Source organism: Mycobacterium sp. VKM Ac-1816D, from assembly GCF_000416385.1.
Lineage (GTDB): Bacteria > Actinomycetota > Actinomycetes > Mycobacteriales > Mycobacteriaceae > Mycobacterium > Mycobacterium neoaurum_A.
Window position 1 is genome coordinate 193,719 of record NZ_AOHQ01000139.1, and the last position, 10,370, is coordinate 204,088.

At 68.0% G+C, this 10,370-nt stretch carries 13 protein-coding genes; 9 read left to right on the plus strand and 4 right to left on the minus strand.

What is annotated here, in order from left to right:
- Positions 1–4: 4 nt before the first annotated feature.
- Positions 5–538: a YbhB/YbcL family Raf kinase inhibitor-like protein gene (locus tag G154_RS19340; RefSeq protein ID WP_019512050.1), complete on the plus strand. Its 534-nt coding sequence runs from the start codon at positions 5–7 to the stop codon at positions 536–538.
- Here G154_RS19340 and G154_RS19345 read toward each other — a convergent pair.
- Genes G154_RS19345 through G154_RS19355 form a run of 3 tightly spaced genes read right to left on the minus strand, consistent with a single transcriptional unit; the run spans position 535 to position 2,851 of the window.
- Complete coding sequence (locus tag G154_RS19345; RefSeq protein WP_045546520.1) at positions 535–1,587, minus strand: quinone-dependent dihydroorotate dehydrogenase; 1,053 nt, start codon at positions 1,585–1,587, stop codon at positions 535–537. The two genes, G154_RS19340 and G154_RS19345, sit on opposite strands and share 4 nt — an antisense overlap.
- Positions 1,588–1,598: 11 nt before the next feature.
- The gene (locus tag G154_RS19350) at positions 1,599–1,841 is read right to left on the minus strand and encodes a DUF5703 family protein (protein WP_019512048.1); all 243 of its coding nucleotides are present in this window, start codon (positions 1,839–1,841) and stop codon (positions 1,599–1,601) included.
- Positions 1,838–2,851, minus strand: a complete 1,014-nt coding sequence (locus tag G154_RS19355) for a YncE family protein (protein ID WP_019512047.1) — start codon at positions 2,849–2,851, stop codon at positions 1,838–1,840. The genes G154_RS19350 and G154_RS19355 overlap by 4 nt, the downstream gene beginning before the upstream one ends.
- Before the next feature lie 108 nt (positions 2,852–2,959).
- On the opposite strand from G154_RS19355, the gene G154_RS19360 reads away from it, so the two are divergent.
- The 8 genes from G154_RS19360 to G154_RS19395 all read left to right on the plus strand — a co-directional run bounded on the left by G154_RS19360 (position 2,960) and on the right by G154_RS19395 (position 9,398).
- Entirely contained in the window at positions 2,960–3,271 is a 312-nt protein-coding gene (locus tag G154_RS19360) for a hypothetical protein (RefSeq protein ID WP_019512046.1), read from the plus strand.
- Positions 3,272–3,323: 52 nt separating this feature from the next.
- A complete protein-coding gene (locus G154_RS19365) occupies positions 3,324–4,154 on the plus strand; it encodes an undecaprenyl-diphosphate phosphatase (RefSeq protein ID WP_019512045.1) in 831 nt (276 codons plus the stop codon).
- Positions 4,155–4,179: 25 nt separating this feature from the next.
- On the plus strand, positions 4,180–4,863 hold the full coding sequence (locus tag G154_RS19370) for a histidine phosphatase family protein (protein ID WP_019512044.1): 684 nt from the start codon (positions 4,180–4,182) through the stop codon (positions 4,861–4,863).
- Positions 4,864–4,896: 33 nt separating this feature from the next.
- A complete protein-coding gene (locus G154_RS19375; protein ID WP_019512043.1) occupies positions 4,897–5,484 on the plus strand; it encodes a DUF3090 domain-containing protein in 588 nt (195 codons plus the stop codon).
- Entirely contained in the window at positions 5,468–6,304 is an 837-nt protein-coding gene (locus G154_RS19380) for an SCO1664 family protein (protein ID WP_019512042.1), read from the plus strand. The genes G154_RS19375 and G154_RS19380 overlap by 17 nt, the downstream gene beginning before the upstream one ends.
- Positions 6,305–6,394: 90 nt before the next feature.
- On the plus strand, positions 6,395–7,153 hold the full coding sequence (locus G154_RS19385) for a 3'(2'),5'-bisphosphate nucleotidase CysQ (RefSeq protein ID WP_031601492.1): 759 nt from the start codon (positions 6,395–6,397) through the stop codon (positions 7,151–7,153).
- Between the two features lie 103 nt (positions 7,154–7,256).
- Positions 7,257–8,495 (plus strand): cysteine--1-D-myo-inosityl 2-amino-2-deoxy-alpha-D-glucopyranoside ligase, encoded by a 1,239-nt coding sequence (gene mshC / locus G154_RS19390; RefSeq protein ID WP_023985768.1) that lies wholly within the window; start codon positions 7,257–7,259, stop codon positions 8,493–8,495.
- Positions 8,496–8,516: 21 nt separating this feature from the next.
- Entirely contained in the window at positions 8,517–9,398 is an 882-nt protein-coding gene (locus G154_RS19395; protein WP_019512891.1) for an SDR family oxidoreductase, read from the plus strand.
- A gap of 26 nt (positions 9,399–9,424) precedes the next feature.
- On the opposite strand, the gene G154_RS19400 is transcribed toward G154_RS19395, so the two are convergent.
- A complete protein-coding gene (locus G154_RS19400) occupies positions 9,425–10,294 on the minus strand; it encodes a PAC2 family protein (protein WP_019512892.1) in 870 nt (289 codons plus the stop codon).
- Between the last annotated feature and the right edge of the window lie 76 nt (positions 10,295–10,370).

Sequence of the window (10,370 nt, forward strand, 5' to 3'; positions counted from 1 at the left end):
CGATATGACCGCAACACCCGCAGATCCCTACGCCAACCTGCCGAAACTGCCGACCTTCGAGCTGACCTCGGAGACCTTCACCGACGGCCAGCCAGCAGGCAACGATCAGGTCAGCGGCATCATGGGCGCGGGCGGCAAGGATGTCTCACCCCAGCTGAGCTGGTCGGGCTTCCCCGAGGAGACCCGCAGCTTCGCGGTCACCGTGTACGACCCGGACGCTCCGACATTGTCGGGGTTCTGGCACTGGGCCGTCGCCGATCTGCCCGCGACGGTCAGCTCGCTGCCCGCCGACGCCGGTAACGGCGATCCGTTGCCCGGCAACGCGGTGACGCTGACCAACGATGCGGGACTCAAGCGCTTCCTCGGTGCGGCGCCGCCCGCCGGACATGGCCCGCACCGCTACTACGTGGCCGTGCACGCGCTCCCGGTGGAGTCACTCGAATTGCCCGAGGGCGCCACGCCGGCCTTCCTCGGGTTCAATCTCTTCGGTCAGGCCATCGCTCGCGCCGTGCTGCATTTCACCTACGAACAGAACTAGAAGCGGGTCTCCGCGCCGACTGCCTCCGACAGCGAGGCGAACCCGCCCTCGCGCAGTCGGCGTGCCAGACCGTCGTGGATCTGCTTGGCGTACAGCCCACCGCCGTAGACGAAACCGGTGTAGCCCTGCAGCAGCGAGGCGCCGGCCAGGATGCGTTCCCAGGCGTCCTCGGCGGTCTCGATACCGCCGACGCTGACCAGCACCAGGTGATCGCCCACGCGCACGTAGAGCCGACGCAACACCTCAAGGGCGCGTCGGGAGACCGGCGGACCGGACACCCCGCCGGCGCCGAGCTCGTCCACGCCAGGGGTCCGCAAGCCGTCCCGGGAGATCGTGGTGTTGGTCGCGACGATGCCGGCCAGGCCCAATTCGACGGCCAGATCGGCGATATCGTCGATATCGGAGTCCGACAGGTCGGGCGCTATCTTGACCAACACCGGCACCGTGACGACCTCGCGGACGGCGGCCAGGATGGGCCGCAGCGACTCGACCGCCTGAAGATCGCGCAGCCCCGGGGTGTTCGGTGAGCTGACGTTGACCACCAGATAGGACGCCAGCGGGCCGACCAGTCGTGCGCTGGTGACGTAATCGTCGACCGCCTGCTCGGCGGGGGTGGTCTTGGTCTTGCCGATGTTCACCCCGATCGGTACATCGGATCGGTGCGTGCCGAGCTGCCGGGCCAGCGCCGCCGCCCCGCGGTTGTTGAAGCCCATCCGGTTGAGCAGACCGCGGTCGGCGGGCAGCCGGAACATCCGCGGTGCCGGATTTCCCGGTTGACCCTGGGCCGTGACCGTGCCGATCTCGGCATACCCGAAGCCGAGCGCGCCCCAGGTCTGCAATCCGTGACCGTCCTTGTCGAAACCCGCGGCCAGCCCGAGTGGCGCCGGAAAGCGCACACCGGCGACCGTGCTGGCCAGGATCGGGTCCGACGCGCCCAACCTGCCCGACAGGACGCGACGGCTCCACCCGGTCGAGGTGGCCAGCCGCAGTATCGCGAACACGACGGCATGAATACGTTCGGGCGCGACGAGGAAGAACGCGCGCCGCATCAAGCGGTAGATCACAGGGCCGGCTGCTCTCCGAGTGCGGTCTTCTTGCGACGCAACAACACGCGCCGGCTCCCGTCGGTATAGAGCCGCACCTTGGTCAACTCCCAGCCGCGATACTGCGCCTCGATGGACAAACGCACCGACGCCGACAACCGCGTGACATCGGGGGGCAGGCGCAGCGGCACCCATTCGTAATCCTCGGAAAGGTCACCGGCCCAGCCCGCGGGCATCCGGCTGCGTGCCACCGTCGTCATGACCTACTCGCCCCCTTGATCACCTGTACCCCGGCGCCGGAACCGGAGACCACGTACAGGGTGTCGCCGGCATCGTCGAAGGCCAGGGTATTGGGTTGCTGCACTGTCCTATAACGCACCTTTTCAACGGGTATTCCGGTAGCCAGATCGTAGCCAATGACGGTGTTGGTCGCCGTCTGTGACACCCAGGTCATCTTCGTCGACCCGGTCACGCCATAAGGGGCCTCGCCCACCGGGTACCGCTGCCGCAGGATCAGCGGATCGGTGCCGAAGACCAGCAGTGCTCCGCCGCGGGTATCGGTGACGAGCACTCGTCCGGCGGGGTCGACGGTCATCGACGTGGCCCCCTCACCGGCGCGCAACGCCTGCTCGGGCTTGGTCCCGTCCTCGTCGATCTCGGTGACCGAGGTCTGGCCGCGGTCCAGCACGATGATCGAATCATTTTGGGCGACAAGGGTATCGACGCGTGCGAAGTTCTTCAGACTCGTGCCGACCTCGGTGTCGGAGCGCAGTGTGAACACCGTGCCGTCGGCGCTGCCGAGCACCAGCGTCCCGTCGGCATTCCGGCCGATCGCGGTGAAGTCGGTGTCGGCATGGTCCTTGACCTCCACCGGGGTGGCGGCGCCGGCGGCGACGTTCGCTCGCACATACCCACCACGGATGGACAACCAGACTTCCCCGGAACCGTCACCGGTGATCGCGGTGGCCGCCGCGGGCAGCGCGATGGTGCGCGCGGGCCCGTCGGCGGGCACAACGGTGAGGCGGTCGGCGGGGCCCAGCACGACCGCCGAGGAGGTGCGGATATCGAAGACGGCGGCGATTCCCGGTGCCGACAGTGGCTTGACGACGCCGTCGACGGCACCGCTGACCTGTGGCGACACGGCCGGTGTCGCGACCGGAATGGTCGGTGGTGGCGAATCGGCGGGCGTCGACGAGCACGCGGAAACGACGCCGACGGCCAGGGTCAATGCCGAGAGGGAACGCACCCGGAATGCGGATTTCGTGGTCATGGGCCTTCAAAACTCCTGATTCCGCATTCCGTCTGCATTCGTGTTCGCAGTTTGCGCAAAGTTTGCCAATGGGGACGTAACCGTCAATTTGTGGGTATGGTGCGTGCTATGGCACTGGCTCCGGAGACCGAACTGTCGGCAGACGAGTTTGCCATCGAGCACGTCTCGACCGGCGTGCACGCCAGCGGGTTCGGAACCCTGGGTGATGGCCGCAGCTTCTCCTTTCACGTCGCGGACCGGCAGAACCTGGTCGTCGAGGTGTACCGGCCCCGGCTGAGTGGTCCCGTTCCGCAGAGCGAAGACATCATCGCCCGCACGTCCCGCAGTCTGAAAGATATCGATCTCGCCGATGAGCGCAGCGTAGCGGCCACCGTGCGCGATGCCGTCGCCGGAGCGGAGCCGGTGCGCGCGACGCGCTGACTCGACCCCCACGGTACGGTCGTGCGCGTGATGAGAGACGTCCATGTCTGACATGTCCTGGTTGCAGGTCGTCGTGCTTGCGATCGTCCAGGGGCTGACCGAGTTCCTTCCGGTGTCCTCCTCCGGTCATCTCGCGATAGTGTCCGAGGCGTTCTTCGGCGCCGACGCCGGCGCGTCGTTCACCGCCGTGGTGCAGATCGGTACCGAGGTGGCCGTCCTGCTCTATTTCGCGCGCGATATCGGGCGCATCGTGACGGCCTGGTTCGGCGGATTACGACACCCCGACCGGCGGACCCCGGACTACTGGCTGGGCTGGTGGGTCATCATCGGCACCATCCCCATCGGGATCTTCGGTTTCACGCTGCAACATTTCATCCGTGATGACGTCCGCAATCTCTGGGTCATCGCCACCGCGCTGATCGTGTTCTCCTTCGTCATCGCCGCGGCGGAGTACTTCGGGAAACAGACCCGTCCCATCGAACAGTTCACGCTCCGCGACAGTCTGCTCATCGGTTCGGCCCAGGCGCTCGCGTTGATCCCGGGCGTGTCGCGTTCCGGGGTGACGATCAGCACGGGGCTCTTCCTGGGACAGAAGCGCGAGGCCGCGGCGCGGTTCGGTTTCCTGCTGGCCATCCCGGCGGTATTGGGCTCCGGGCTCTACGAACTGAGCCACGTGTTCGAGCCGGGGGACACCGGTATGAGCGCCACCGTCACGCAGATCGTGCTGGGCACCGTCATCGCCTTCGTTGTCGGGTACGCCGCCGTCGCATGGTTCCTGAAGTTCCTGGTCAACCACAGCATGTACTGGTTCGTGGGGTACCGGATCACCCTCGGCGTCGTCGTGATGATCCTGCTGGGCACCGGGGTACTCGCCGCGAAATGACCCCGCCGACCCGAAGGGCCCGCCCGTGACCGTCATCCTGCTGCGGCACGGCAGATCCACCTCCAATACCGCGCACACCCTGGCCGGTCGCTCGGCAGGCGTCGACCTCGACGACACCGGGCGCGAGCAGGCAGAGGCGGTCGTCGCCCGGATCGGAACACTGCCGGTCAAGGCGATCGTGCGCTCACCGCTGCTGCGCTGTGCGAACACCGTCGCGCCGCTGGCCGCCGCCCTTGGTATCGAGCCGGTGGTCGAGGACCGGATCATCGAGGTGGACTACGGCAGCTGGACCGGGCGCAAGATCTCCGAACTGTTCAAAGAGCCGCTGTGGAAGGTGGTGCAAGCTCAACCGAGCGCGGCAGTCTTCCCCGACGGTGAGGGCCTGGCCCAGGTGCAGTCGCGCGCCGTCGCGGCGATCCGCGAACACGACCGGCGGCTGTCGGAAACGCATGGCGGCGATGTGCTGTGGATCGCCTGCACCCACGGCGATGTCATCAAGTCGGTGCTTGCCGATGCGCTCGGCACCCATCTTGACAGCTTCCAGCGCATCACGGCAGACCCCGCGTCGATGAGCGTCATCCGCTACACCGAGACGCGGCCGTTCGTGCTGCATGTCAATCACACCGGCAACGGATTGACCGCCGCGCTGAACGCCGCCCCGGACGCCGCCCCCACCGGTGACGCGGTCGTCGGTGGCTCGACCGCTTGAGTCCGGCCGCTACCGGCTATTTTGAAAGGTGCCATGGCCCGCGCAATTCATGTCTTCCGCTCACCCGACCGTTTCGTGGCCGGGACCGTCGGGCAGCCCGGGAACCGCACGTTCTACCTGCAGGCCGTCCACGACAAACGCATCGTGTCGGTGATGCTGGAGAAACAGCAGGTGGCCGTTCTCGCCGAGCGCATCACCGCCCTGTTGGTGGAGATCAATCGCCGGTTCGGCACCCCCATCCCGCCCGACACCGGCGAGATCGACGACCTGCAACCGCTCGAGATGCCGGTGGATGCCGAGTTCCGGGTGGGCACGATGGGGCTGGGCTGGGACGCCGAGGCACAGACCGTCGTGGTCGAACTGCTCGCGGTCTCCGACACCGAGTTCGACGCCTCGGTGGTGCTCGACGATGCCGAGGAGGGCCCCGACGCGGTCCGGGTCTTCCTGACCCCGGAATCGGCACGGGAGTTCGCGACGCGGTCCAACCGGGTCATCTCGGCCGGGCGGCCTCCATGCCCGCTGTGTGACGAACCGCTCGATCCCGAAGGCCACATCTGCGTGCGCACCAACGGATATCGGCGCGGTGCCTTCGGCGGGACAGATGATGAACCGCCCTTCTGATGCCGATCTCGCGGAACTGCTTGCCTCCGGCGAGCTGAACGTTCTCGGGCGCATCCGCTCGGCGAGCAACGCGACGTTCCTGTGCGAGTCCACCCTCGGCGAGCGGACGGTGCATTGCGTGTACAAGCCGGTTGCCGGCGAGGCGCCACTATGGGACTTCCCGGACGGAACTCTGGCGGGCCGCGAGCGTGCGGCGTATCAGATCTCGGCAGCACTCGGCTGGGATATTGTGCCGCACACCGTCATTCGAGGCGGTCCTGCCGGTATCGGGATGGCGCAGGTGTGGGTCGACCAGCCAGGCGACGGTTTGACCGACGACCCGCCCGATGATGACCGCGACGCTGGTCCGGACCTGGTGGACCTGGTGCCTGCGGGCAAGGTGCCCGCCGGTTATCTGCCGGTCCTGCAGGCCTATGACCAGTCCGGTGACGCCGTCGTGTTGGTGCACGCCGACGATGACCGGCTGCGGCGGATGGCCGTATTCGACGTGCTGATCAACAATGCCGACCGCAAGGGCGGGCACATCCTGGCCGGTGTGGACGGCCGGGTTCGTGGCGTCGACCACGGTGTGACCCTGCACACCGAGGACAAGCTGCGCACCGTGCTGTGGGGGTGGGCGGGCAAGCCGGTCCCCGACGACGCGCTGACCGCCGTCGACCAGTTGCGAGTCCGTTTGCGCGATGGGCTGGCCGACCAGCTGCAAGAACACCTGACCCCCGCCGAAGTGGCCGCACTGGGCGCGAGAATCACTGCGCTGCTTGACGATCCGGTGATGCCGTCACCGGATCGACACCGCCCGATCCCGTGGCCCGCCTTCTAGCCACGGGTACCCGACCCGGCAGCGCCCTGGCCCCACCGCGATACTTGTCCGGTGACTCTCGCCGCGCATACCGACGCCGAGGTGGCCGCGATGGTGGCCGCCGAAGCCGGGGAGCTGCTGCTGGCCGTCCGCGAGGAGGTCGGTTTCTACGACTCCTACGAACTCGGTGATGCCGGCGACCGCCGGGCCAACACCTTCATCCTGAAACGCCTGGCCGAACTCCGCCCGGGTGACGCCGTGCTGTCCGAAGAGGCCGTCGACGACCTGTCCCGGGTGCATGCCGACCGGGTGTGGATCGTCGATCCCGTCGACGGCACCCGCGAGTACTCGATGGCGGGACACGCCGACTGGGCCGTGCACATCGCGCTGTGGCAACGCAACGGCCCTGCCGGAGCCGCCCCGGCGGCGACCGATGATCAGGGTGCCATCACCGACGCCGCCGTCGCCCTGCCCGCGCTGCACCAGGTGTATCGCACCGACACCGTCACCCCGCCGCCACCGCGACGCGACGGGCCCATCCGGATCACTGCCAGCACCTACCGCCCACCGGCCGTGCTGTGGTGGTTGCGTGAACAGATGGACGTCGAGGTCGTCCGGATCGGCTCGGCGGGCGCGAAGGCGATGGCCGTGGTGCGCGGCGACGTCGACGCCTACATCCACGCGGGAGGCCAGTGGGAGTGGGATTCGGCCGCCCCGGCCGGCGTGCTCTGGGCCGCCGGCCTGCACGCCACCCGACTGGGCGGGGCGCCGCTGGTCTACAACCGGCGCGATCCCTACCTGCCGGATCTGCTGATGTGCCGGCCCGAGCTGGCAGGCCCCTTGCTGGACACCATCCGGTCGGCCTTCTAGAGGATGCGGCCGGGGAATGAACCGACCCGTCAACTTGTCGGTTCCTGGCGAAAGGCAGATCCAACGGAGGGCACCGGTGAGCCAACAACCTAGAGTCGACGTCATGCAGTCCTGGCCGGCGCCGACCGTTCCCACATTGCCGGGCGCCGGTGTCGCGCTGCGGCTCTACGACACCGCCGACCGCCAGGTGCGGCCGGTTTCCCCGGGGCCCACAGCGACCATGTACGTCTGCGGGATCACCCCCTACGACGCCACCCACCTGGGGCACGCCGCCACCTATCTGACCTTCGACCTGGTCAACCGGGTGTGGCGGGACGGCGGCCACGAGGTGCACTACGTCCAGAACATCACCGATGTCGACGACCCGCTGTTCGAGCGGGCCGAGCGCGACGGTATCGACTGGCGCGAACTCGGCGACCGCGAGACTCAGCTGTTCCGCGAGGACATGACCGCCCTTCGGGTGCTGCCGCCGCGCGATTATGTGGCGGCCACCGATGCCATTGCCGAGGTGGTCGAGCTCGTCGAGAAGATGCTGGCCGCCGGGGCCGCCTATGTCGTCGACGACGCGCAGTATCCCGACGTGTACTTCCGTGCCGACGCGACCCGGCAGTTCGGCTACGAGTCCGGCTACGACCACGAGACCATGTCCCGGCTGTTCGCCGAGCGTGGCGGTGACCCGGAGCGCCCCGGCAAGGCCGATCCGCTCGACGCGCTGCTGTGGCGTGCAGAACGTCCCGGGGAGCCCAGCTGGCCGTCACCATTCGGCGCGGGCAGGCCCGGATGGCACGTGGAGTGCGCCGCGATCGCACTGACCCGTATCGGTACCGGCCTGGACATCCAGGGCGGTGGATCGGACCTGATCTTCCCGCACCACGAGTTCTCCGCCGCACACGCCGAATCCGTGAGCGGCGAGCGGCGCTTCGCCCGGCACTATGTGCACGCCGGGATGATCGGCTGGGACGGCCACAAGATGAGCAAGAGCCGCGGCAACCTGGTGCTGGTCTCGCGGTTGCGCGCCGACGGGGTGGATCCCTCCGCGGTGCGGCTGGGCCTGTTCGCCGGTCATTACCGGCAGGACCGGTTCTGGAGCGACGACGTCCTGGCCCAGGCCCAGACCCGGCTGGAGCAGTGGCGGGCGGCCGCCGCGCTGCCGGCGGGGCCCGATGCCACCGATCTGCTGAGCCGCGTCCGCGGCTACCTCGCCGATGACCTGAACACCCCGAAAGCTCTTGCCGCCATTGATGGTTGGTGTACCGACGCATCGACCTACGGCGGTAGCGACCCGACGGCACCGGGACTGGTCGCGGACCTGGTCGATGCATTGCTGGGAGTGCGGTTGTAACCGCCGAGTAGGTTGACGGCCATGAGCTCACTGCACGGCAAGGTCGTCTTCATCACCGGGGGAGCGCGCGGGGTGGGCGCCGAAGTGGCCCGCAGGTTGCGCCGCAAGGGCGCCAAATTGGTGCTCACCGATCTCGATGCGGCGCCGCTGGACGACCTGGCCACCGAACTTGGTGGTGACGCCCACGTATTGACGGTGCTGGCGGACGTCCGCGATCTGGCGGCCATGCAGAGCGCCGCCGATGCCGCCGTGGCGCATTTCGGCGGTATCGACATCGTGCTCGCCAACGCGGGTATCGCCAGCTTCGGCTCGGTGCTGGCCGTCGATCCCGAGGCATTCAGACGCGTCATCGACATCAACATCATGGGCGTGTTCAACACGGTGCGGGCGACGCTGCCCTCGATCATCGAGCGGCGGGGCTACGTCCTCGTGGTGTCCTCACTGGCCGCGTTCACCTCGGCGCCCGGCCTCGCGGCCTATCACACCTCCAAGGCCGGTGCGGAGTACTTCGCGAACACCCTGCGCCTGGAGGTCGCCCATCACGGCGTGGACGTCGGCTCGGCGCACATGAGCTGGATCGACACCCCGCTGGTGCAGGACGCCAAGGCCGACCTGTCGGCGTTCCGGGAGATGCTGTCCAAACTGATGCCACCGCTGAATCGGACCACCACCGTCGAGGCGTGCGGGGCAGCCTTCGTCAAGGGCATCGAGGGCCGCAAGAAACGGATCTACTGCCCACGGTGGGTGGGTGCGTTCCGCTGGATCCGGCCACTGGTGTCCACCCCGCTCGCCGAACGCGACATCCGCACATTCACCCCGGAACTGCTGCCACGCCTGGATGCCGAGGCCGCCGCACTGGGACGGTCGGTCAGCGCGCGGATCGAGGCGCTGGAGAAGCCCTGACGACCGCGGTGCTGGTCGGGCTCGGCCTACCGGCCTCGGCGCCGTAGGTACCGCTCGAACTCCGCGGCCAGCGCATCCCCGTCGATCTTGCCGAGCGCGTCGTTCATATCGACCTCGGCATCCCCGCGTTCCTCAAGGGACTGCACGTACTCGGCGATCTCGTCGTCCTCGGCGGTCATCTCGGTCACGGCCTGTTCCCATTCCTCGGCCGCACTGGGCAGGTCGGCCAGCGGCACCTCGATGTCGAGCACATCCTCGACGCGGCGCAACAGCGCCACGGTGGCCTTGGGGTTCGGCGGTTGTGACACGTAGTGCGGCACCGCCGCCCAGAACGTCACCGCGGGTATCCCGGCCTGCACGCAGGCGTCCTGGAACACTCCGGCGATCCCGGTAGGTCCCTCATAGCGGGTCTCTTCCAGCCCGAAGAACTTGGCCGAGTCGGCGGAATAGGCGGCACCGGAGACCGGGACCGGACGGGTGTGCGGGGTATCGGCCAGCAGCGCACCCAGGATCACCACGGTGTCGACGTTCAGCTTGTCGGCGATCGCCAGCAACTCGGCGCAGAACGTGCGCCACCGCATATTGGGTTCGACGCCGTGCATGAGCACGATATCGCGGTCACTGCCGGGCGGGCGGCAGTGCGAGATGCGCATCGACGGCCAGACGAGCTCCCTGGTCACGCCGTCGATCTGCCGGATCACCGGGCGATTGACCTGGTAGTCGTAATACGTCTCGTCGTCGATCTCGACGATGGTCTCGGCCTCCCAGATCGAGTCGAGGTGTTCGAGCGCACCGCTGGCCGCATCACCGGCGTCGTTCCAGCCCTCGAAGGCTGCGACGATGACGGTGTTCTGCAGGTTCGGCAGGCGGGGGCCACTCGCATCCGACGGTGTCACTCTGCCAGCGTAAGCCCTGACCGGCGGTCGTGAGTCCTGCCGGGCCGCGTGGCGAACGGGCATCGGTCGCCTGTGT

Excerpts from the sequence above, each read along its gene's own strand:
- G154_RS19340 (WP_019512050.1), top strand. The coding sequence starts at position 5 with ATGACCGCAACACCCGCAGATCCCTACGCCAACCTGCCGAAACTGCCG.
- G154_RS19375 (WP_019512043.1), top strand. The coding sequence starts at position 4,897 with ATGGCCCGCGCAATTCATGTCTTCCGCTCACCCGACCGTTTCGTGGCC.
- G154_RS19345 (WP_045546520.1), bottom strand. The coding sequence starts at position 1,587 with ATGCGGCGCGCGTTCTTCCTCGTCGCGCCCGAACGTATTCATGCCGTC.
- G154_RS19350 (WP_019512048.1), bottom strand. The coding sequence starts at position 1,841 with ATGACGACGGTGGCACGCAGCCGGATGCCCGCGGGCTGGGCCGGTGAC.
- mshC (WP_023985768.1), top strand. The coding sequence starts at position 7,257 with ATGCAGTCCTGGCCGGCGCCGACCGTTCCCACATTGCCGGGCGCCGGT.
- G154_RS19360 (WP_019512046.1), top strand. The coding sequence starts at position 2,960 with ATGGCACTGGCTCCGGAGACCGAACTGTCGGCAGACGAGTTTGCCATC.
- G154_RS19355 (WP_019512047.1), bottom strand. The coding sequence starts at position 2,851 with ATGACCACGAAATCCGCATTCCGGGTGCGTTCCCTCTCGGCATTGACC.
- G154_RS19365 (WP_019512045.1), top strand. The coding sequence starts at position 3,324 with ATGTCCTGGTTGCAGGTCGTCGTGCTTGCGATCGTCCAGGGGCTGACC.
- G154_RS19380 (WP_019512042.1), top strand. The coding sequence starts at position 5,468 with ATGAACCGCCCTTCTGATGCCGATCTCGCGGAACTGCTTGCCTCCGGC.
- G154_RS19385 (WP_031601492.1), top strand. The coding sequence starts at position 6,395 with ATGGTGGCCGCCGAAGCCGGGGAGCTGCTGCTGGCCGTCCGCGAGGAG.
- G154_RS19395 (WP_019512891.1), top strand. The coding sequence starts at position 8,517 with ATGAGCTCACTGCACGGCAAGGTCGTCTTCATCACCGGGGGAGCGCGC.